The sequence below is a fragment of the Mycobacterium sp. 1081908.1 genome, from assembly GCF_001673535.1.
GTDB lineage: Bacteria > Actinomycetota > Actinomycetes > Mycobacteriales > Mycobacteriaceae > Mycobacterium.
Map to the genome: position 1 here is coordinate 1 of NZ_LZLY01000003.1, position 20,201 is coordinate 20,201.

Below are 20,201 nucleotides of genomic sequence, written 5' to 3' on the forward strand. Positions count from 1 at the left end.
TGGCAGGGGGTTGGCCGCTCATAGTGTCATCTTTGTCCCTTCCTGCGCGGATTGAAACAAATCCACCCAAAACCGCCCGCGCCACCGGGGGCGCCGCGGCGGTTCTGCCGTTAGTGTCGGCGGTATGAGGATGCCGCTGCGCGTCCGCCGCGGGACCGTCCGGGCGGCAGCGTGGCTGGCGACGGTATGCCTGATCGCCGCGTGCAGCAATTCCGATCCGCTGGGTGCGCAGATGCGCAGCCCAAAATCAATCGTGGTCGGTTCCGGCGACTTTCCCGAGTCGGAGATCGTCGCCGAGATCTACGCGGAAGCGTTGCAGGCCAATGGCTTCGAGATCGGGCGGCGGATGGGTATCGGCAGTAGGGAGACCTATGTGCCTGCGCTCAAGGATCATTCCATCGACCTGGTGCCCGAATACATCGGCAACCTGTTGTTGTACTTCGCCCCCGACTCCACCGCGACCATGCTCGACGACGTCGAGCTGGAGCTCTACAAGAAGCTGCCCGGTGACCTCTCGGTGCTGACGCCGTCGCCGGCTTCGGACACCGACACGGTCACCGTCACCGCCGTCACGGCCGGCGACTGGAACCTGCGGACCATCGGCGATTTGGCGGCGCACTCGCCGGACGTGCGTTTCGGGGCGCCCTCGGCATTCGAGACGCGCCCGTCCGGGCTGCCGGGCCTGCGACAGAAGTACGGACTCAACATCGCCCCGGGCAACTTCGTCGCGATCAACGACGGCGGCGGCGCGGTGACCGTGCGCGCGCTGGTGGAGGGCAAGGTGACGGCCGCCAACATCTTCAGCACCTCCCCGGCGATGCTGCAGAATCATCTGGTGCCGCTCGAGGATCCGCAGCACAACTTCCTGGCCGGCAACATTGTGCCGCTGGTGAATTCGCAAAAGAAATCGGACCACCTCAAGGATGTGCTGGACGCCGTCTCGGCGAAGCTGACCACCGCCGGCCTGGCCGGCCTCAACGCCGCGGTGTCGGGCAATGCCGGCATCGATCCCGACCAGGCGGCGCGAAACTGGGTGCGCGACAACGGCTTCAACCACCCGATCGGCCAATCGCGGTGATCGTATTCGACAATGTCAGCAAGGTATTCGCCGACGGGACGACCGCCGTCGACCGGCTGAGCCTGGTCGTCCCCAACGGCGAATTGACGGTATTCGTGGGGTCTTCGGGCAGCGGCAAGACCACGGCCCTGCGGATGATCAATCGGATGATCGAGCCGACCTCGGGCAGGATAACCGTCAACGGGGCCGACGTCTCGACGGTCAACCCGGTGCGGCTGCGCCTCGGGATCGGCTACGTCATCCAGCATGCGGGCCTGATGCCCCACCAACGCGTGATCGACAACGTGGCAACGGTTCCGGTGCTCAAGGGCCGGCCGCGCCGGGACGCCCGCAGGGCCGCCTACGAGGTGCTCGAGCGCGTCGGGCTCGACGCCAAGATCGCCACCCGCTACCCGGCGCAGCTCTCCGGCGGCGAACAGCAGCGCGTCGGCGTGGCGCGCGCGCTCGCCGCGGATCCGCCGATTCTGTTGATGGACGAGCCGTTCTCCGCCGTCGACCCGGTGGTGCGCCACGAGCTGCAGAACGAAATACTGCGTCTGCAAAGCGAATTGCACAAGACCACCGTGTTCGTCACGCACGACATCGACGAGGCGCTGCGACTCGGCGAACGGATCGCGGTGTTCAGGGACGGCGTGCTGCAGCAATACGACGAACCCGCGCAGCTGCTCTCGCGTCCGGCCAACGAATTCGTCGCCAGGTTCATCGGTCTCGGCCGCGGATACCGATGGTTGCAGCTCATGGACGCGGACGGGTTGCCGTTGCACGACATCGCGCGGATCACCCAGGGCACCCTCCCGGAGGCCGAGCTGCCGGGCGGCTGGGCGGTGGTGGTCGACGAGGCCGGCGCTCCAGTGGGCTGGATCGACGCCGACGGCCTGCGCAAGCACCGCGCGGGCGCGTCGTTGTCCGACAGCATGGGCGGCATCGGGTCGGTGTTCCGCCCCGACGGCAACCTCAGCCACGCCCTCGACGCCGCGCTGTCGTCGCCGTCGGGCCTGGGTGTGGCCGTCGACGGCGGCGGCACGCTCATCGGCGGCGTGCTGGCCGCCGACGTGCTGGCCGCGGTTGAAGCCCGGCGACGGGCCTAGGCATGCACTACCTGCTCACCCATCTCGACGACGCCTGGGCCCTGACCGTGGTCCACCTGCGGCTGTCGTTGGTGCCGGTCGTGATCGGGCTGGCCGTCGCGGTGCCGCTAGGCGTGCTGGTGCAGCGCGCGCCGATCGCCCGGCGGCTGACGACGGCGACCGCCAGCGTCGTGTTCACCGTCCCGTCGCTGGCGCTGTTCGTGGTGTTGCCGACGATCATCGGAACCCGCATCCTCGACGAGGCCAACGTCATGGTGGCCCTGACCGCCTACACCGCCGCGCTGTTGGTCCGGGCGGTGCTCGAGGCGCTGGACGCGGTGCCGGCCCAGGTGCGCGACGCCGCCACCGCCGTCGGTTACCCCGCCATCAAGCGGATGCTGAGAGTCGAACTGCCGCTGTCCATCCCGGTGCTCGTCGCCGGGCTGCGCGTGGTGGTGGTGACCAACATCGCGATGGTCTCGGTGGGTTCGGTGATCGGCATCGGCGGCCTGGGCACCTGGTTCACCGAGGGGTACCAGACCGACAAGAGCGATCAGATCGTCGCCGGCATCATCGCGCTGTTCGTGCTGGCGATCGCCATCGACGCGCTCATCGTCCTGGCGGGCCGGCTGGCCACGCCGTGGGAACGGGCCGGGCGCACGCCCCGCCGCCGCTCGGTGGTGGCCCCGGTCGTGGGCGGAGCGCGATGAACTTCGTGCAGCAGGCCCTCGACTACCTCCTGACCGCGGACAACTGGACCGGTCCGGTCGGGCTGGCGGCGCGCATTCTGGAGCATCTGGAGTACACCGCGATCGCGGTGGGCGCGTCGGCGCTGATCGCCGTTCCGATCGGGTTGATCATCGGGCACACCGGCCGCGGCACGCTCCTGGTGGTCGGCGCCGTCAACGGCCTGCGAGCCCTGCCGACGCTGGGCGTGTTGCTGTTGGGGGTGCTGCTGTTCGGGCTGGGCTTGGGGCCGCCACTGGTCGCCCTGATGCTGCTGGGCGTGCCGTCGCTGCTGGCCGGCACCTATGCGGGCATCGCCAACGTCGAGCCCACGGTCGTCGACGCCGCCCGCGCGATGGGCATGACGGAGGCGCAGGTGCTGCTGCGCGCGGAGATCCCCAACGCGCTGCCGCTGATCCTGGGCGGGCTGCGCAACGCCACCCTGCAAGTGGTCGCCACCGCCACCGTCGCCGCCTACGCCAGCCTCGGCGGCCTGGGCCGATACCTGATCGACGGGATCAAGGAACGCCAGTTCCAGCTCGCGCTGGTCGGCGCGCTGATGGTGGCCGCGTTGGCGCTGATCCTGGACGGCCTGTTGGCGCTCGCGGTGTGGGCGTCGGCGCCCGGCACCGGCCGGTTACGCGGGCGCATCCGCCCGCGCGACCACGTGACGCCCACCGCACTTCCGGACAAAGCTGCCGTCGTCGGTGGACAAGTTTTACGGTAGAGGCGTGAACGCAGCCCCCTCCGACCCCGCCCGGCGCGTATGGCAGGCGATGTTGACCTGGCGCGCACAGGACATCTCGCGCATGGAATCGGTACGAATCCAGCTGTCCAACAAGCGAATCAGGGCCAACGGGCGCATCGTGGCCGCCGCCACCCCGACCAACCCGGCGTTCGGCGCCTACTACGACCTGCAGACCGACGAGACCGGCGCCACCAAGCGGCTCGGCCTGACCGTGACGCTGGCCGAGCGCGAACGCGTGCTTTCCATCGCCCGCGACGAGGAAAACATGTGGCTGATCACCGACCACCAGGGCGAGCGGCGCGCCGGATTCAATGGCGCGCTCGACGTCGACGTGGTGTTCAGCCCGTTCTTCAATGCGCTGCCGATCCGGCGACTCGCGCTGCACGAGCGGGCGGACATGGTCACGCTGCCGATGGTCTACGTGAACGTGCCCGACATGTCCGTCACCGCGGCGACCGTGAGCTACACCAGCGAGGGCCGGCTCGACGGAATCAAGTTGCGCTCACCCGTCGCCGACACCACCGTGAGCGTCGACGAGCACGGGTTCATAGTGGACTATCCAAGCTTGGCAGAGCGGATCTGATCACCCCGCCGGCCCGGCCGGCGGCGGCCAGTTCCTCGCGCCACTTCTCCGTGCCGATGACGACGGTGAAGATGTCGGAGCGCGGGAAGCTGTCGTAACGGGTTCGCGCGGCGTGGCCCGCGTCGATGAGGTCCGCAAGTGAGTTGTGGCTGGCCAGCGACTCGCGGGCGTGGCCCAGCAGCTCGATGACCTGATCGACGGCGGGCAGCAGCTGCTCGGCGTTGCTCTCGCACATCGCCCGGACCAGGTCCGGGGCGGTGCCGGCCACCCGGGTGCCGTCGCGGAACGAGCCGGCCGCCAGCGCGAACGCGAGCGGGACCTCGCCGGCGGCGACCGCCAGCGCCTCGGCGAGCAGGTGGGGCAGATGCGAGATGGCGGCCGCCGCGGCGTCGTGCTCGTCCGACCTGGCCGGTACCACCAGCGCGCCGCAGTCCAGCGCCAGCGTCATCACCATCGACCAGACCCCCGGATCGACGTGGTCGTCGACGCTGATCACCCACGGGGCCCTGGTGAACAGCCCGGCATATCCGGCGGCCCAGCCCGAGTCGGCGGTGCCCGTCATCGGGTGACCGCCCACGAAGCGTTCCAGCAGGCCGGCCGCGGCAACCTCGCTCAGCACCGCGCTCTTGACGCTGGTGACGTCGGTCAGCGGGCAGTGGGGGGCCAGCTCGGCGACGTGGGCGAGCATGCCCGCCAACGCCGGCATCGGCACGGCAAGGACGATCAGCGCGCCGGTGTCGGCCGCCCGGGTCAGGGTTTGGGTGAGATCGGTGCTGGCGTCGAAGCCGTCGGCGGTGGCGGCGTGCGCGCCCTCGACCGATCGGTTGTAGCCGAACACGTCGCGCCCGGCCGCGTTGGCGGCCCGCATGATCGAGCCGCCGATCAGGCCCAGTCCGAGCACGCAGACGGGGGTCTTGGATACAGGGCGGCCCACCGTCTTAGGTTTGCATACTTTTGGCGGGCGGCGGTGTTCCATCTGGTCAGGTGGCCTGCTCAGCGACTAGCGTAGGCGCCCATGGGAGCACAGCGGGCGCCAGCGCAAGGCCCGTCCGCGGACACACCGGACGGCTTCGGCGTCGCGGTCGTGCGGGAAGAGGGTCAGTGGCGCTGTTACCCCATGGGCGCCAAGGCGTTGACGAGCCTGCAGACCGCCGAGACGGAGCTGCGCGAGCTGCGCAGCTCGGGCGCGGTGTTCGGGCTCCTCGACGTCGACGACGAATTCTTCGTCATCGTGCGCCCCGGCCCGTCCGGGACCCAGCTGCTGCTCTCGGACGCCACCGCCGCCCTGGACTACGACATCGCCGCCGAGGTGCTGGACAATCTCGACGCCGACATCGATCCCGAGGACCTCGAGGACGCGGACCCGTTCGAGGAGGGCGATCTCGGGTTGCTCTCCGACGTCGGGCTGCCCGAGGCGGTGCTGGGCGTCATCCTCGACGAGACCGACCTGTACGCCGACGAGCAACTGGGGCGCATTGCCCGCGAGATGGGCTTTGCCGACCAGCTGTCGGCGGTGATCGACCGCCTCGGTCGGTGATCGCGAGCGCGGCGGAGCCGGGCGAAGCGGGTCGCCGCCATCAAGCCCGGTCGGTGATCGCAGACGAAGACCTGATCCGCACCGCGCTGGAGGTTGCCGCGACGGCGGGTCCCCGCGACGTGCCGATCGGTGCGGTGGTCGTCGGCGCCGACGGGACGGAGCTCGCCAGGGCGGTGAATGCCCGTGAGGCCCTTGGCGATCCGACCGCGCACGCGGAAATCCTGGCGATGCGGGCGGCGGCCGGCGCGCTCGGCGACGGGTGGCGGCTGGAGGGGGCCACGCTCGCGGTGACCGTCGAGCCGTGCACCATGTGCGCCGGCGCGCTGGTGCTGGCCCGCGTCGCGCGGCTGGTGTTCGGGGCATGGGAACCCAAGACGGGAGCCGTCGGGTCGCTGTGGGACGTGGTCCGCGACCGTCGGCTCAACCATCGCCCCGAGGTGCGGGGCGGCGTGCTCGCGCAGGAGTGCGCCGCGCCGCTGGAGGCGTTCTTCGCGCGCCAGCGATTGGGGTGAGCGGCCAGGCGTTCGGTAAGCTGCCTGGCGGTGGCGTGTCCGAGCGGCCTAAGGAGCACGCCTCGAAAGCGTGTGACGGCTAAAACCGTCCGAGGGTTCAAATCCCTCCGCCACCGCCACAGCCCTCCGGCTCTTTGCGCAGTTCGGAGGGCGTTTTACGTGGGCCCGCCGCCGCCCAGGCTGCGGGCCGTTTGAAATTCGCTGTCGCGATAGGGCCGGCCATCGGGTTGCAGCAGGTCGTGAAACCACACCTTCGGCGGCGCCGCATAGGGGTGATCCCACGAGTCCCACGGGAAGTAGGTCTGGGTCTTTCCGGCGACCAGCCCCCAGTTGAACGCGCCGATGTTGCGGCGCTTCGCGATGGGCAGGATCGACTCGATCGTGCTGCCCTGGGGACGGGCCATGTATTCGGTGCAGATGATCGGCCGCCCCATCGGCGCGAGTTCGGCGACCCGCGCCTCGAAGCCCGCCGGCTCGGCGTAGGAGTGGAAGGTGATCACGTCGGCGTTGTTCAGCTGGATGTCGCTGATGGCGCTGGCGCCGGCGCGCTCGCCCTGATCGGCGCCACGCCAAACCCCGCTCGTCAGCGGCTGGCTGGGATCGACCGCACGGGCCCAACGGAACACCTGGGGGAGCAGCTCCGCGACCCGCTCCAGCTTGTCCTTCCGTTCGACTTTGGCGTACACGCGCGCGGGGTTGTCGGGCTCGTTCCACATGTCCCATCCCAAAACCCGGTTGTCGCTTCGGAATTGGGTCAAAACGCTCGTCACGTAGTCGTGCAGGACCTGGGTGTAGGCGGGGTCGCCGAGGCGCTCCGCGCCGGGGCTCTGCACCCACCCCGAGTTGTGGACGCCGGGCCGCGGCGCGCGCTGCGGCCCCAGTTTGGGGAACGGGTCCCAGCAGGAGTCGAAGAACACGAACAGTGGCCTGATGCCGTGGCTCGCGGCGACGCTGACGAACTGCGCGAGGCGGTTGTGAAAGCCCCGGGCGTCCTGGGCCCACAGCTGGTCATGCAGGAAGACCCGCACGCTGTTGAAGCCGTAGGCCCGGGCCCAGCCCAGCTCGGTGTTGATGCGCCGAAGGTCGTAGGTGCCCGGCTGGAACATCTCGAGCTGATTGATGGCGTTCGACGTGATGTAGTTCGCGCCGACCAGCCATCCTTGCGCTTGATACCAGCGGTTCGCGCGGTCGGGGGACCACCGGATTATCTCCCCGGAGGAGCGCGGCGCCGGGTCCGCGGAGGCGCGAGGCGCATGGGCCAGGGCCGTGCCCGCCGCCAGCAGCAATGGGAGCTTCAGGGCCGTACGACGGTGCACAAAAAGACGATAAATTTCCGGGGGCCCGGTACCCGGCATTTGGCCAGCGCGTCGCGCCGGCTTCTCGGCGCAGCGCGAATTGTTATCTTGTTGTGACCTACCGGCATTCGCGTGCTCGGCCGCGGGCTACGCCAGGCGGGCGGCCCACGAGCGGCGGATTCCCTTGGTGTGCAACGCCGTTGCGCGCGGGGCGAAAACGGGCTTGCTCAAATGTCAAGGGACGGCGGTGTCCACCCGTTCACGACAAGCGGCAGCGAAACCGACGAATCGCCGCAACTGACCTCGATCGTCCAGCGGCCGTCGACGGGCAGCCGCGACTCGATTTCGAAGAAGGCGAACCCCGGAAATTCCCCGACCGCGGCCTCCGGCGCGTCGAACCATTTGTATTGCGCCGCGTCGAGCGTCGGGGGCTTGATCTCGACGTCGACTCGCCGGTCCGAATCCTCGCTTTCGGACTGCGTCAGCACCACGAGGACAAATCGGGCATACCGGTCGGGCCCGACCGTGAATTTCGACAGCACGCCGCCTTGCACGTTGAGCTTGTTGTCGACCGTCGCGGCCGCTTCCGCCAGGAAAGCCCCGGAAAGTTTCACACGCAGAACCTACCGCGCAGCGGGGCCGATCGCGTATGGAATGACTAACGCGGCTTGCGCCCGTAATTGTCCTTAACGCCGCCGGTGAACATCATGGTCGCGTCGACGACGGCCCACGCGATGCCCGGCTGCTGCTGCCAGCCGCGGGCCGGGTCGCCGAAGGGGCCCCGGCTGGTTCGGCGTCGACAGTGGCTGGATGCAACGCCGCGCCGCCGCGTCCGTCCACAGCTCGCCGGACACCCGGAAAAAAGCCCGCGCGGATGGCGAAAGTGACTACAACTTTTGCGCCCGGGAGCGCGATACTTAACCGGTGCCTGATCGCAACGTGCTCGGCGGCCCGCTGGAACCGTGCGGCACTGACCCGCTGACAGGTTTCTACCGCGACGGCTGTTGCTCGACCGGCCAAGAAGACCTCGGCCGGCACACGGTGTGCGCGGTGATGACCGCTGAGTTCCTGGAACACCAGCGCTCCATCGGCAACGACTTGCTGACGCCGGTTCCCGAGCACCGGTTCCCCGGCCTGCTGCCCGGCGACCGCTGGTGCGTCACCGCCCTGAACTGGCTCCGGGCCCACAACGACGGGTGCGCCGCGCCCGTGGTGTTGGCGTCCACCCACGAGCGCACGCTCGAGGTGGTGCCCCTGGAGGCGCTGCAGGAACACAAGGTCGACGTTCCCGACGACCTGGCCAACCTGTAGAGCTCCCTGACGCGCCCGCACGCCGCACGGTAACTTCGACGCAGTCGATGTCGAGGAGGCGGGCGCGTGGGTCATGCGGTCGACGTGGAGGACATCGATTTCGACGACCTGACGTCGCCCCGGCTGACCGACATCCAGCGCCAGATTCTGGAATTCACCGAGGCCAAACGCGTCGACTTCGATGTCGATGCGATGCTGGCCGACGCGGTCGAGCAGGCGGGTGCCGACGACCTCGACGACACCGCCGGGTTCGGCGACCGGCTGACCGCGCACGTGGCGGCGATCGAAGCCGACGAAGGCCTGACCCAGCTGACTCGCAACACGCTGCGGCAACGCGTGGTTCGCCTGCTGCGCAACCGGTTGTCGCTGACCGAACTGGTGAAGCGGTATCCAGAAATCGAATCGATCGCGATCGAGAAGCCCTTCATCGTGGTCGGGATGCCGCGATCCGGAACCACGCATCTGGTCAACCTCATTGCCGCCGACCCGCGCCGGCGCGCGCTGCCGTACTGGGAGAGCCAGGAACCGATACCCGCGCGCGGCCAAGGCCCCGACATTTTCGGGGTCGACCCCCGCTACGCGCGGGCCAAGGCCGAGCACGACGCGCTGATGGCCAGCGCCCCGGTGGTGGCCGCCATGCACGACCGCTTCCCCGAGGCGATCGAGGAGGAGGTCGAACTCCTCGACCTCGACCTGGCCGCCTACGTCCTGGAATGGCATGCGCGCGTGCCGGATTGGCGCGACTACTACCTGGGCCTCGACCAGACCCGGCACTACGCGTACATGAAGAAGGTCCTGCAGGCGCTGACCTTCCTGCGCGGTCCGCGGACCTGGGTGCTGAAGAGCCCGCAGCACTGCGAGCAGCTCGGTCCGCTGATGGCGACCTTCCCCGACGCGACGGTGGCTTTCACCCACCGCGATCCCGTCGCCGTGGTCCAGTCGGCAATCACGATGATGGCCTACTCCGACCGGCTGCGCCGAACGAGCATCGACCCCGAGTGGCTGCTGGATTACTGGACCGACCGCGTGCAGCGGCTGCTCGGCGCGTGCGTGCGCGATCGCGACCTGGTCCCGGCCCACCGCAGCATCGACATTAGCTTCCACCACCTCAACGGCAACGAAATGCCGCTGCTGGAGCAGCTTTACCAGCGCGGGGGAGTCGAACTGACGCCCAAGGTGCGCGGTCGCTTGCAGAACTACCTGGACGGCAATCCACGCGGGAAGCACGGCCGCGTCCGCTACGAGCTGCAACGCCACTTCGCCATCTCGCCCGACGAACTCCGCGGGCGCTTCGGCTTCTACTTCGACAGATTCGACGTCCGTCCCGAATGAAGGAGTCAACAGCGATGTTCGAACCGGTCTATCGCAGCAGGCCGGGCGCCGACGCGCTACGCCCGGCTTCGGCCGACACGGCAGAGCAGATAGCCCCGGGCCTGTGGTGCTCGCCGGGCCTGTCGAACGCCTACCTGCTGACCACCGCCGACGGGCGGGTCATCGTCAACACCGGCATGGGCTTCGAGGGGCCGGTGCACCGCGCCAACTTCGACGCCGTCGACCCCTCGCCGGTGCGCTACATCATCTTCACGCAGGGCCACGTCGACCACGTCGGCGGCCTGGACAGCGTCCGCGACCCCAACACAACCGTTGTCGCGCAGGCGAACTGGACCGCGTGGCGCGACGACAACGAACGGCTGATCCCGTACCGCGCCGCCCGCAGCGCCTTCGCGTTCAAGGACACGCTGGCGTCGGGCATCCAAGACATCCAGCGCCGTCTCGGCACGAAACGGCTGGCCGCCCAGAGCGTCCCGACCGTCGATCTCGACTTCGAGGACACCCTGACCCTGGAGCTCGGCGGCCGCCGCATGGAGTTGATCGCGGTGCCCGGCGGTGAGACCACCGACTCGCTGGTGGTGTGGCTGCCGGACGAGCGGATCTGCCTGTGTGGAAACACCTTCGGCCCGATATTCGGCCACATTCCCAACCTGGTCACAATGCGCGGCGACCGGTATCGCGACGCCCTGACCGCCATCGCGTCGGTCGAGCGAGTGCGCGATCTGGAGCCCGACCTCCTGGTGACCGGTCACTTCGAGCCGATCGCGGGGCGGCAGCGCATCAACGCCGAATTGACCCGCCTGCGCGACGCGATCCAGCACGTCCACGACCAGACGGTGGCCGGGATGAACGCGGGCAAGGACGTCCGCACCCTGATGCGCGAGATCGCCTTGCCCCCGGAATGCGAAGTGGGCCAAGGCTACGGAAAGGTCGATTGGGACGTGCGCGCCGTGTGGGAGAACTACTCCGGCTGGTTCCATCACCGGTCGACCACCGAGCTCTACCCGGTCGGCTTCGACGCCGTCGCCGCCGACGTGGTGGAGCTGGCCGGCGCCGACGCCCTGGTGGACCGGGCGCGGGCGCACCTCGACGCGGGGCGGCCACTGCACGCCATCCACCTCGCCGAGCTGGTTCCCCACGAGCACGCCGGGGCCCGCGACGTGTTGGCGAGGGCGCATGAGACGCTGCTGGCCGACAGCACCAACTTCTGGGAAAGCGCCTGGCTGCGAAACCAACTAGCGAGGAATTCATGACGGCGCGGGTGAGCTTCGACTTCACCGGGACGGCGGTCTTGGTCACCGGCGGCACCAGCGGGATCGGCCATGCCACCGCGACGCTGTTCCGCGACGCCGGAGCCGAGGTCACCATCACCGGAACCAAACCCTCGGCGGCGGACTACGACACGGACCTGTCGGGCATGACCTATCGGCAGTTGCGCATCACCGATCCCGAATCGGTGGACGCGCTGGCGCAGGCCTTCGCGCGCCTCGACGTCCTGGTGAACAACGCGGGCGCGAATTTCCCCGGCGGCCTTGACGAGTCGAAACCCGACGGGTTCGACGCGTCGGTCGCGCTGAATCTGACCGGCCCGTACCGGCTCACGGTCGCGTTGTACCGGGCGCTGAGGTCGTCGACCGCGACCGGGGGCGCCAGCGTGGTGAACCTCGCGTCGATGTCCGCGCTGCGCGCCGTCCCGCTGGTCCCCGGCTACGGCGCCGCCAAAGCCGGGATCGTCTGCATCACCCGCAATCTCGCGGTGAAATGGGCGGGCAAGGGAATCCGGGTGAACGCGGTGGCACCGGGCACGATCGACACCCCGATGACCGCCCCCATGCACGGCGCGGCCGAGCTGGTCGAATCCGAGCTGGCCCACATCCCGTTGCACCGCTTCGGGTCCGTCGGAGAAATCGCGCCGACGGTGGCCTTCTTGTGCACCGAGCAAAGCAGCTATACCAGCGGCTCGCTCTTCGTCGTCGACGGTGCGTCGGACTGCATCTGAATAGCAAGGATTCACAATGACATTCGCTTTGCGGCCCGAAGACCTCTACCACACCGGAATCGTCGTGCCCGACCTCGACGCGGCGATGGCCAGGCTGAGCGCGATGGCCGGGTACCGGTGGATCAATCCGATGAGCTACACACTGCCCTTTCGCACCGCCGCCGGCGTCCGCGAGTTGACCTCGACGATCGTCTACTCCTTGCAAAGCCCCCACGTCGAACTCGTGCAGGAGGTACCGGGCAGCCCGTGGACGGCAGCGCCGGGCAACGCCGTCCACCACCTCGGCTACTTCAGCGATGACTTGGCCGAGAGCGCCCGGGCGTTGAAGGCCAACGGCTTCACCCTCGAGATGACCGCGGACACGCCCGGGTCCGACCTTGCGCTGTTCGCCTACTTCACGGACGCTTCCGGCACCCGGATCGAGATCGTCGACCGCGCGCTTTTCCCCGATTTCTCCGCCTTCCTGCAGTCGATGGCGGGGCAGGAGGAGGTATGACGTGCTGCTGACCGTGCTGCGCTTCAATTTCGCGTCGCCGCAAGGCGATCCGCGCACCCAGAGTGCCCTGCTGGGCGCCGCGCTGGAGCTGGCGCAGTGGGGCGAGTCCCACGGCATCACCTCAATCAGCGTCGACGAGCATCACGCGACCGGGCACGGTTGGAGCTGCAACCCGATCATGGCGGCGTCGATGTTCCTGGCCCGAACCACGACGCTGTTCGCCAGCGTCGATTGCGCGCTGGGGCCGCTGTGGAATCCCGTGCGGCTCGCCGAAGACATCGCGCTCGTCGACTACATGAGCCGCGGCCGGCTGCTCACCACGGTAGGCCTGGGCTATCGCACGGTCGAATACGCCGCGCTCGGAGTCGATTTCGGCCGCCGCGGCGAGCTGATGGACGGCCTGGTCGAGCGGATGCTGAGCGTGTGGTCCGGTGCGGGCGCGGACGCGGGAATCTGCACCGGCACCTGGACGCGGCCGCATCCGCCGCTGTTCGTCGGCGGCGGCTCGCGCGCGACGGCGCGGCGGGCGGCCCGCTTCCGGCTTCCGCTCAGCCTCGCCGACCACCTGCCCGACATCGACGCCTACTATCGCGAGTTGTGCGCCGAGGTCGGCCTCAAGCCGCTCGTCGTGATGCCCGCGGCGATCAACCGGGGGATGATCTTCCTGCACGAGGACCCGGATCGCGCCTGGGCGGAACTCGGCGACCACATCCTTTGGGAGGCAGTCACTTACGGCGGCTGGTCGGCCGAGCAGCGCTCGCTCATGCACCTGCCCGGCGTTCAGACCCTGGACGAGGTCAGGGCGTCGGGGCGGTACCGGTTCCTCACGCCCGATCAGCTCGTCGCCGAGGTGCGCGACGCCGAGGACTTTGGGCCGCTGGTCATGCACCCGCTGGTGGGCGGCATCCCCGTCGACGAAGCGTGGAAGTCGGTCCAGCTGCTCACCGACAAGGTCCTGCCCGCGCTCACCTGATTGCCGGGCCGAATAAGGGGTCGCCGCAGTCAGGAAGCGAGGCCGGTGAGGTCGGGCCGTCCGCCGAGGCGCTGCACCGTCGAGCTGGCGGCCGCCGCCGCGCGGCCGCCCGCCTGGCTCGGCCCCGCGCCGTCACGCAGCGCGGCGATGAGCCCGGCCACGAAGGCGTCGCCGGCGCCGGTGGGATCGACGACCTCCACGTCCGCGAACTCGAACAGCTCGCGCTCGCCCTGCCACACCAGCAGGTCGCCCACGTCCGGGACGGCGAGCGCCACCAGCCCGGGGCCGCGCGTCAACAGATCGCCGGCCAACGTCGCCGCGTGCTCAACGGTGGTGATCTCCGCGCCGGCGATCAGTGCGGCCTCGGTCGCGTCGGCCCGCAGCACGTCGACCATCGCGAGCAGATCGTCGCGCACATCGGGCGGCGGCAAGCCATCCGCGACCACCCGCAGCCCCCGCCGCCGCGCCCTCCGCGCCGCCTCCAGCGCGGTGTCGGCCGGCTGCTGCAGCTGAATGGAAACGGTGTCGGCGGCCTCCCACAGCGAGGCGCACCGGTCGAGGTCCTCGACCCGGACCAGCGACGTCTCGGGCACGTCTTCGAGCAGCATGCGCTCCGGCGGCCGGCCGACGATATCGATCAGCAGCGCCGTCACGCCGCGCTGCGCGACACCGCCGACGTCAATGCCGTCACCGTGGGCTTGCTGCAGCACCGCGCGTCCGGCCGGATCGTCGCCCACCACGCCGACGAGCGCCACCGGCACGCCGAGCTGAGTTAGGCCGACCGCCTGATTGGCGCCCTTGCCGCCGAGCAGCTCGTCGCGCCGCAGGACGGTGATGGCCTCACTCGCCGACGGCGGCCCGTCCGTGCGCAACACCAGATCGCGCCCGATTTGACCGATCACCACAACACTCATGGCATTACTGTGCCCATTCAGCTCGCCGTGAATCGCCGGGCGGCGAGGTGTGACCGTGTGGTTCGATCAGCACAAGACAAGGTCAGGAGAAAAGTGACGCGACGATTCGGCGGGATCTTCGTCATCCCGTTCATCTCGGTGCTGGCGATGCTGCTCGCGCCGTCGGCGTGGGCCGACGCCTACACCGACCAGGTGGTGGACAGGTTCAACGCGCAGACCCATGTGGTGGCCGACCCGGCGGCCAGGCCGCCCCTGCAGAATCCCGACAGGCTGAACGATCAGATCCTGACCAGTCGCTGGGCGTGGAGCTCGGCACCCCGGCTCTGGGTGGCCGCGGTGGCCCCCGACCAGACCGGCGTGACGACGGCCGATGCCATCCATAACGTCATCGTGGGCCGCGATCCCGGGTTCAGCGGCGTCATCCTGGTGATCGATACCAAGGGCTACCACGTGCGGGCCTACAACGTGCCGAGGCAGATCGCCGACAGCGTGAACTCTTTCCTGGACCAGTCGGCGCGGGCGCACCGCAACGACCCCTACGGCGCGACCAGCGAATTCGTCGGCAAACTGGCCGGTGCGAGCGTCACGTCGGGCGGCCCCGCAGCGACCTCCCCCGTCGGGACGGCCAAGCACACCAGCTGGACCTGGTTGTGGTTGTTGCTGACCTTCGTCGGCGTTGGGCTGGCGATCTGGGTGGCGGTGAGCCGAAACCGCAAGCGCCGCAAGGACGCCGAGGCGCGAGAGCGGGTCAAGGAACAGTTGATCGCCGCCGAATCCGAGGTCGCGGACCTCGATAGCGCGGTGGTCACCAACGCCGACACGGACGTCAGCGCCGAGGCGTTGAAGGCCAACTCCAGCCTGTCCGACGCCCGCAAGGCGTACCAGGCGGGGGACTACACCGCGGCACGGGCGCACCTTCGGGCGGTGCAGTCCACCGTCGACAAGGCCAACCGCAAGCTGAACCCGGCGGCATACCCGAACGTGAACGCGGTGGCCTCGGTGCCGCGCGAGGACCGCAAGCAGGCCACCGTGCAGGCGCGGGACCCGGACACCGGGCAGGTCGTGACGATCAACAACAACAACTACAGCACCACCCCGCAGCCCGGCTACGCGAACTACTATCCCGGCGGCTACTACAACGGGATGTTCTTCTACCCCGGCTACTACCCGTACGCGTTCTGGGGCCCCGGCTGGGGCTGGGCCATCGCCGACGTCCTGCTGATCGACGCCATGCTGGACGACCACTGGGGCGGCAGCTACGACCGCGGCTTCGAGGATGGGCGGGACTCGGCCCTGGCCAATTCGGGCTATGACGGCTACCAGAGCGGCTACGACAGCCAGCAGGGCGATGTCGGGTTCGACGGCAACTTCCAGTACTCGGGCGGCGGCGACACCGGTTTCGGCGGCGACTCGTACTCCGGCGGCGGCGACGTCGGATTCGGCGGCGGTTGGGACTCCGGCGGCGGATTCGATTCGGGCGGCGGGTTCGATTCGGGCGGCAGCGATTTCGGCGGCGGGTTCGACTCCGGTGGGGGCAACGACAGCTTCTGACCCCTAGAAGGCGGAGATCCCGTCGCGGTGCGGGTGCAGCGCTCCAACCGGCGAGGTCAACGGAATGTGCAGCGCGTCAACGATTCCGGGCTCCGCGGCGCAGACCCAGGGGATGGCGTTGACCGCGCGCATGCCGGTGGCCAGCAGCCCGTGATCGTTGTGGCTGTCGCCGGGCCGATGCCCCACCTCGAATTCGGCGTCGAAGCTCGGTTCACCGTCGATGACGACGCGCCAGATGCCGTCGGTTCCGCCGGTCCGGCCCTTCGGCCAGTCCGGGGCCAGGTCGTCGGCGATGCGGTCGACGTGCTCGATGGTGATGACGTCGACGCCGTCGACGACGCCGATGCAACGAGCCCGGGTGGCGCCGACCGTTCCCGCCGCCACAAGCCCGAAGGCGGTGGGGATTTCGCGCGGTGTGGGCAAGAACTCGCACGTCTCCCGGATGTCGTCGAGTTCCACCCCCAGCGCCTCGGCGACCATGGTGACGGCGGCGCCCCAGCCCCAGCGCAGCACGCCGGGCAGCATCAGCCCGCCCTGGTAGTCGAGGGGCTGGCCGAAGCCGAACAGTTCGCGCATGTCGTATTCGGCCGGGTATTCGGAGTAGTTGGTGATTTCGATGCCGCGCACCGAGTACACCTTGTGTGACATCGACATCAGCGCGATGGGGAACAGGTCGGCGCCGAATCCCGGCTCGATGCCGCTCGAGAACAACGAACTGCCACCGGCTTCGGCCGCCCCGCGGATCGCGTCGGTCACCTTGGCGGGCAGCGACCCCCGCGGGTAGACCAACCCCGGTATCGCGGTCGTGACGACATTCTTCCCGGCGGACAGGATCCGGCACAGGTCGCCGATGGCTTCCTTCATCCGTGGCGGCGCGGGCGCCGCGTAGACGACGCAGTCCGCGTCGCCGCCGAGGATTTCCGACTCGTCCCGGGTGGCGGCGACGCCCAACGGGTCGATGCCCGCGAGCTCGCCGGCGTCCTTGCCGTTCTTGTTGTCCGAGTGCACCCACACCCCGACGAGGTCGAGGTTGGGGCGGTCGGTGATGGTTCGGATCGCGTACTTCCCCACCCCGCCGGTGGCCCAGACCGCGACCTTGTACGTGTCGTTCACGATTTCGGCTTTCTCTTCCAGTGCGGACTTTTGATGGCCTCGACAGCGTCGGTGACGTAGCGGTCGAGCGGGCGCGGCTTCTTGGTCGACTGGCGCACCCACTGCTGGAACGCGAAATCGCCTGCGGCGAAGCCCAGTTGGACCAGCAGTCCGGGCCGGATGTCGGTCTCGGGGTTGGCGCCCATTCGTTCCCCGATCAGCTTCGTCGCCCGCGCCTTGTCCGCCGGCGTGTGCAGCGTGACCTTGTCCAGCAGACCGGGCGCCACCAGCAGCGCCTCGCGCCACTCTTCGCAGTCGGCCGGGTCGAACGACCGGGTGCGGATGACGATCGCGTTGACCAACGCGACGTCGGGGGATTCGGTGGCGGGCCGCTGTTCGAGCAAATCGACGATGGCGGCGCCGCCATGGCGCAGCGGTGCCAGTAGCAGTTCCTCTTTGGTCGGCACGTGCCGGAAGAAGGTGCGCGGCGAAAGGCCCGCGGCCGAGGCGATTTCCTCCGTCGTCACGGCGTCGTAGCCGCGCTCGATGAACAGCCGGAACGCCGCGCGCCTGATGTCGGCCCGAATCTGGGCGCGCTGCCGTTCCCGCAACGACTGGCTCACCGGAAGCTGCCGATCCCGCCGTCGACTTGGATCGTCTGACCGGTGATGAACGTCGCGTCGGTGCCGAGCAGGAACGCCACCAGCGCGCCCACGTCGGTGCGGACGTCGCCGATGCGCTTCATCGGGACTCGCCCCACCGCCTTGGCATAGTCGTTGGGCGCGAACTGCTTCCACGCCTTGACACCGTCGGACTCGGCGAACGGGCAGATGACGTTGACGCGGATGTTGTCCCGCCCCCACTCCAGCGCGGCGACCTTCGACAGCCCGCGGATGCCCTCCTTGGCGGCGGCATAACCGCCCCACTTGGGTTCGCCGCCGGTGCCGGTGCCCGAGCCCAGGTTGACGATCGAGCCGCCGCCCGCCTCGACCATCAGCGGATACACGGCCTGCATCAGCAGGAAGGTGGCGCGCGGCCCGACGTCGTACCCGAGCGCCAGGTCTTCGGTGGTGATGTCGACGAATCGCTTGGGCTCGTTGGTGGCGATGGCGTTGTTCACCAGGCCGTGCACGGTGCCGAAGGCGTCGACCGCGGCCGCCACCGACCGCTGCGCGCTCGCCGGGTCCCGCAAGTCGGCGACGAGCTGCTCGACGCGCCCGATCTCCTTGAGCTCGGCGGCCGTCGCGTCCAGGACCTCGTCCTGGATGTCGACCAGCAGCACCGACGCGCCGCGTTCCAGCAGGGCGGCGGCGATGCCCTTGCCGACGCCTTGCGCGGCGCCGGTGACGATCGCGACGTGGCCGCGCATCGAGTCGGGGTGCCAGTAACTCATCGCGCCGGCCCTAACTGGAGCGGCACGCCGCGGTGCATCTCGTAGGTGCTGCGCGCGCCGTCGGGCAGCTCGATGAACTCGACCGGTGTCCCGTCCGGGTCCTTGACGAAAAACATTCGCACCCCGCCTATTTCGAACGGCTCCTGGTCGGGCGGGTAGCCGGCGGCGGCGATGCGGCGGTTAGCGTCGTCGAGGTCTGGAACCCGCAGCGACACGTTGTGGATGCCGGTGACGCCGCGCCGCTGTTTCTCGGTGTCGGGTTTGGTGCCGAGCGAGAGCAGCTCGACCATCAGCCCGCCCAGCAGGCCGCCCACCACCCGGCCCTCCTGCTTTCGCCTCGCGTGCAGCGCCGCGTCGAAGGGCTCGCCGGAGATCAGGGTTTCGAAGACGACGTCCATGCCGAGCGCGTCGCGGTAGAACGCCAGCGCGCGGTCCATGTCGGTCACGCCGATGACCAGGTGACAGAACGACACGTCGCTGAGGGTGGTCACGGCGTTCCCGCGAGATTGGGCGCGGGGCGCCCGGCGAACAGCGGCAGGTCCAGGTAGGTTTTGATGCCCGGCTCGGCGGCGCAGACGTCGGGGATGGCGTTGACGCAGTGGTTGGCGGTGGCCACGACGCCTGGATTCTTCACCAGTCCTTCGGCGATCGTCTCCGGTTGCAGTCCCTTGAAGGTGAGGCTCACGCTGGGGTCGCCGGTGATCTCGACCTCGAAGCGTTCGCCGCGCCCGCCGAAATCCCATGCCGGATCGAGGTTTTCCTCGCCCATCAGCCAGTTGACCGCGGCGGTGATGACCGGTTCGCCGTCGACGAGGGCCTGCCAGCGGAACCGGCGCGCGGCCACCGTTCCCGCGGTGAGCGGGAACGGCGCGTAGTCGATGTCGGAGGTCGCCACCGCGACGTCCTGGATGGTCCTGATGTTCGGCTCGATCCGAAATCCCAGGTGTTCGGCCACCATTCGCACCGACTGTTTGAATCCCGCCTCGAGCAGCCCGGCCATGGGCCCCTGCATCGCCTCCTCGGGCGTGCCACCGAATCCCATGATGTGGCGCACGACGTCCGGGGCGTTGTAGGTGCGGATGTCGGAGAACTCCTCGGCGCGGACGTGCGTGACCGCCGAGGACAGCGAGGACAGCATCAGCGGGAATCGCTCGGTGATTCCGCCGGGGTGGATTCCCGAACCGTGCAGGGTCACACCGCTTTCGAGCGCGGCGTCGGCGACGGCTTTGTGTCGGGGGTTGCCCGGGTCGGGGTAGACCCAGCCGACCGGGGTCACCACGTTCTTGCCGGACCGCAGGATCGCGATGACCTCGTCGTCGTTGGGGATCAGGGGGCTGTAGACGACGCAATCCGCGTCGAGGGCCAGCACGTCGTCGGCGCTGGTGGTGGCCGCGACACCCAGGGGCGGGCCTCCGATGATTTCCCCCACGTCGACGCCGTCCTTGCCGGCGCTGTGCACCCAGCACCCGACGAGTTCGAGCTGCGGATGATTCACCACGCACGCGATGGCGGCCTTGCCGACACCCCCGGTCGCCCATTGGATGACACGAATGCCCATATGTGACCTCCCGAGTGCTTTACACGCCGTCGATTG

Annotated in this window: 23 protein-coding genes and 1 tRNA gene; 15 read left to right on the forward strand and 9 right to left on the reverse strand. The window is 69.1% G+C overall.

Annotation, left to right across the window (positions count from 1 at the left end):
* Nucleotides 1–124 precede the first annotated feature (124 nt).
* From A5655_RS00055 to A5655_RS00075, 5 genes are read left to right on the forward strand one after another with little or no spacing between them, the layout of a single operon-like run.
* Nucleotides 125–1,078, forward strand: coding sequence for an ABC transporter substrate-binding protein (locus A5655_RS00055; RefSeq protein ID WP_067004262.1), 954 nt, complete (start codon nt 125–127; stop codon nt 1,076–1,078).
* The gene (locus A5655_RS00060) at nt 1,075–2,166 is read left to right on the forward strand and encodes an ABC transporter ATP-binding protein (protein ID WP_067004264.1); all 1,092 of its coding nucleotides are present in this window, start codon (nt 1,075–1,077) and stop codon (nt 2,164–2,166) included. The genes A5655_RS00055 and A5655_RS00060 overlap by 4 nt, the downstream gene beginning before the upstream one ends.
* A 2-nt stretch (nt 2,167–2,168) precedes the next feature.
* Nucleotides 2,169–2,855: an ABC transporter permease gene (locus tag A5655_RS00065; protein WP_067004266.1), complete on the forward strand. Its 687-nt coding sequence runs from the start codon at nt 2,169–2,171 to the stop codon at nt 2,853–2,855.
* The gene (locus A5655_RS00070) at nt 2,852–3,598 is read left to right on the forward strand and encodes an ABC transporter permease (protein ID WP_067004268.1); all 747 of its coding nucleotides are present in this window, start codon (nt 2,852–2,854) and stop codon (nt 3,596–3,598) included. The genes A5655_RS00065 and A5655_RS00070 overlap by 4 nt, the downstream gene beginning before the upstream one ends.
* Before the next feature lie 4 nt (nt 3,599–3,602).
* Nucleotides 3,603–4,202, forward strand: a complete 600-nt coding sequence (locus A5655_RS00075) for a putative glycolipid-binding domain-containing protein (RefSeq protein WP_082978392.1) — start codon at nt 3,603–3,605, stop codon at nt 4,200–4,202.
* Here the strand turns inward: A5655_RS00075 and A5655_RS00080 are convergent.
* The gene (locus tag A5655_RS00080; protein WP_067004271.1) at nt 4,165–5,103 is read right to left on the reverse strand and encodes a prephenate dehydrogenase; all 939 of its coding nucleotides are present in this window, start codon (nt 5,101–5,103) and stop codon (nt 4,165–4,167) included. The genes A5655_RS00075 and A5655_RS00080 overlap by 38 nt on opposite strands.
* Nucleotides 5,104–5,217: 114 nt before the next feature.
* On the opposite strand from A5655_RS00080, the gene A5655_RS00085 reads away from it, so the two are divergent.
* From A5655_RS00085 to A5655_RS00095, 3 genes are all read left to right on the forward strand, one after another.
* Nucleotides 5,218–5,739 (forward strand): tRNA adenosine deaminase-associated protein, encoded by a 522-nt coding sequence (locus tag A5655_RS00085; RefSeq protein ID WP_067004273.1) that lies wholly within the window; start codon nt 5,218–5,220, stop codon nt 5,737–5,739.
* Between the two features lie 53 nt (nt 5,740–5,792).
* Complete coding sequence (locus A5655_RS00090; RefSeq protein WP_067004417.1) at nt 5,793–6,251, forward strand: nucleoside deaminase; 459 nt, start codon at nt 5,793–5,795, stop codon at nt 6,249–6,251.
* A 29-nt stretch (nt 6,252–6,280) separates the two neighbouring features.
* Nucleotides 6,281–6,370 (forward strand) — tRNA-Ser (locus tag A5655_RS00095).
* Nucleotides 6,371–6,406: 36 nt separating this feature from the next.
* Here the strand turns inward: A5655_RS00095 and A5655_RS00100 are convergent.
* Both A5655_RS00100 and A5655_RS00105 read right to left on the reverse strand, forming a co-directional pair.
* Nucleotides 6,407–7,567: a cellulase family glycosylhydrolase gene (locus A5655_RS00100; protein ID WP_067004275.1), complete on the reverse strand. Its 1,161-nt coding sequence runs from the start codon at nt 7,565–7,567 to the stop codon at nt 6,407–6,409.
* 206 nt (nt 7,568–7,773) lie between these two features.
* Nucleotides 7,774–8,160 (reverse strand): hypothetical protein, encoded by a 387-nt coding sequence (locus tag A5655_RS00105; protein ID WP_067004277.1) that lies wholly within the window; start codon nt 8,158–8,160, stop codon nt 7,774–7,776.
* 310 nt (nt 8,161–8,470) lie between these two features.
* On the opposite strand from A5655_RS00105, the gene A5655_RS00110 reads away from it, so the two are divergent.
* The 6 genes from A5655_RS00110 (at nt 8,471) to A5655_RS00135 (ending at nt 13,657) form a co-directional block, all read left to right on the forward strand.
* The gene (locus A5655_RS00110) at nt 8,471–8,857 is read left to right on the forward strand and encodes a DUF2237 family protein (RefSeq protein ID WP_067004279.1); all 387 of its coding nucleotides are present in this window, start codon (nt 8,471–8,473) and stop codon (nt 8,855–8,857) included.
* A gap of 66 nt (nt 8,858–8,923) precedes the next feature.
* Nucleotides 8,924–10,189 (forward strand): sulfotransferase, encoded by a 1,266-nt coding sequence (locus A5655_RS00115; protein ID WP_067004281.1) that lies wholly within the window; start codon nt 8,924–8,926, stop codon nt 10,187–10,189.
* Between the two features lie 14 nt (nt 10,190–10,203).
* Entirely contained in the window at nt 10,204–11,442 is a 1,239-nt protein-coding gene (locus A5655_RS00120) for an MBL fold metallo-hydrolase (RefSeq protein WP_067004283.1), read from the forward strand.
* Entirely contained in the window at nt 11,439–12,188 is a 750-nt protein-coding gene (locus A5655_RS00125) for an SDR family NAD(P)-dependent oxidoreductase (RefSeq protein ID WP_067004285.1), read from the forward strand. Before A5655_RS00120 ends, A5655_RS00125 begins: the two co-directional genes overlap by 4 nt.
* A 16-nt stretch (nt 12,189–12,204) precedes the next feature.
* Nucleotides 12,205–12,684 (forward strand): VOC family protein, encoded by a 480-nt coding sequence (locus tag A5655_RS00130; RefSeq protein WP_067004287.1) that lies wholly within the window; start codon nt 12,205–12,207, stop codon nt 12,682–12,684.
* A gap of 1 nt (nt 12,685) precedes the next feature.
* Nucleotides 12,686–13,657 (forward strand): LLM class flavin-dependent oxidoreductase, encoded by a 972-nt coding sequence (locus A5655_RS00135; RefSeq protein ID WP_067004289.1) that lies wholly within the window; start codon nt 12,686–12,688, stop codon nt 13,655–13,657.
* Between the two features lie 29 nt (nt 13,658–13,686).
* On the opposite strand, the gene A5655_RS00140 is transcribed toward A5655_RS00135, so the two are convergent.
* Nucleotides 13,687–14,571, reverse strand: a complete 885-nt coding sequence (locus tag A5655_RS00140) for a PfkB family carbohydrate kinase (protein ID WP_067004291.1) — start codon at nt 14,569–14,571, stop codon at nt 13,687–13,689.
* Nucleotides 14,572–14,664: 93 nt separating this feature from the next.
* On the opposite strand from A5655_RS00140, the gene A5655_RS00145 reads away from it, so the two are divergent.
* On the forward strand, nt 14,665–16,122 hold the full coding sequence (locus A5655_RS00145; protein WP_067004293.1) for a hypothetical protein: 1,458 nt from the start codon (nt 14,665–14,667) through the stop codon (nt 16,120–16,122).
* A gap of 3 nt (nt 16,123–16,125) precedes the next feature.
* On the opposite strand, the gene A5655_RS00150 is transcribed toward A5655_RS00145, so the two are convergent.
* The 5 genes from A5655_RS00150 to A5655_RS00170 are packed head-to-tail and all read right to left on the reverse strand — an operon-like array spanning nt 16,126 to nt 20,165.
* Entirely contained in the window at nt 16,126–17,235 is a 1,110-nt protein-coding gene (locus A5655_RS00150) for a hypothetical protein (protein ID WP_082978394.1), read from the reverse strand.
* Nucleotides 17,232–17,837 carry a TetR/AcrR family transcriptional regulator gene (locus A5655_RS00155; RefSeq protein ID WP_067004294.1) on the reverse strand — a complete coding sequence of 202 codons (606 nt, stop codon included), beginning with the start codon at nt 17,835–17,837 and terminating at the stop codon, nt 17,232–17,234. The genes A5655_RS00150 and A5655_RS00155 overlap by 4 nt, the downstream gene beginning before the upstream one ends.
* Nucleotides 17,834–18,607, reverse strand: a complete 774-nt coding sequence (locus A5655_RS00160; protein ID WP_067004296.1) for an SDR family NAD(P)-dependent oxidoreductase — start codon at nt 18,605–18,607, stop codon at nt 17,834–17,836. Before A5655_RS00160 ends, A5655_RS00155 begins: the two co-directional genes overlap by 4 nt.
* Nucleotides 18,604–19,098 (reverse strand): VOC family protein, encoded by a 495-nt coding sequence (locus A5655_RS26770; protein ID WP_255361973.1) that lies wholly within the window; start codon nt 19,096–19,098, stop codon nt 18,604–18,606. Before A5655_RS26770 ends, A5655_RS00160 begins: the two co-directional genes overlap by 4 nt.
* On the reverse strand, nt 19,095–20,165 hold the full coding sequence (locus tag A5655_RS00170; protein WP_067004299.1) for a dihydrodipicolinate reductase: 1,071 nt from the start codon (nt 20,163–20,165) through the stop codon (nt 19,095–19,097). The genes A5655_RS26770 and A5655_RS00170 overlap by 4 nt, the downstream gene beginning before the upstream one ends.
* Nucleotides 20,166–20,201: the final 36 nt, after the last annotated feature.

Coding starts and splice junctions, on each gene's coding strand:
- A5655_RS00065 (WP_067004266.1), top strand. CDS start 2,169: ATGCACTACCTGCTCACCCATCTCGACGACGCCTGGGCCCTGACCGTG.
- A5655_RS00070 (WP_067004268.1), top strand. CDS start 2,852: ATGAACTTCGTGCAGCAGGCCCTCGACTACCTCCTGACCGCGGACAAC.
- A5655_RS00085 (WP_067004273.1), top strand. CDS start 5,218: ATGGGAGCACAGCGGGCGCCAGCGCAAGGCCCGTCCGCGGACACACCG.
- A5655_RS00130 (WP_067004287.1), top strand. CDS start 12,205: ATGACATTCGCTTTGCGGCCCGAAGACCTCTACCACACCGGAATCGTC.
- A5655_RS00140 (WP_067004291.1), bottom strand. CDS start 14,571: ATGAGTGTTGTGGTGATCGGTCAAATCGGGCGCGATCTGGTGTTGCGC.
- A5655_RS00125 (WP_067004285.1), top strand. CDS start 11,439: ATGACGGCGCGGGTGAGCTTCGACTTCACCGGGACGGCGGTCTTGGTC.
- A5655_RS00160 (WP_067004296.1), bottom strand. CDS start 18,607: ATGAGTTACTGGCACCCCGACTCGATGCGCGGCCACGTCGCGATCGTC.
- A5655_RS00120 (WP_067004283.1), top strand. CDS start 10,204: ATGTTCGAACCGGTCTATCGCAGCAGGCCGGGCGCCGACGCGCTACGC.
- A5655_RS00055 (WP_067004262.1), top strand. CDS start 125: ATGAGGATGCCGCTGCGCGTCCGCCGCGGGACCGTCCGGGCGGCAGCG.
- A5655_RS00170 (WP_067004299.1), bottom strand. CDS start 20,165: ATGGGCATTCGTGTCATCCAATGGGCGACCGGGGGTGTCGGCAAGGCC.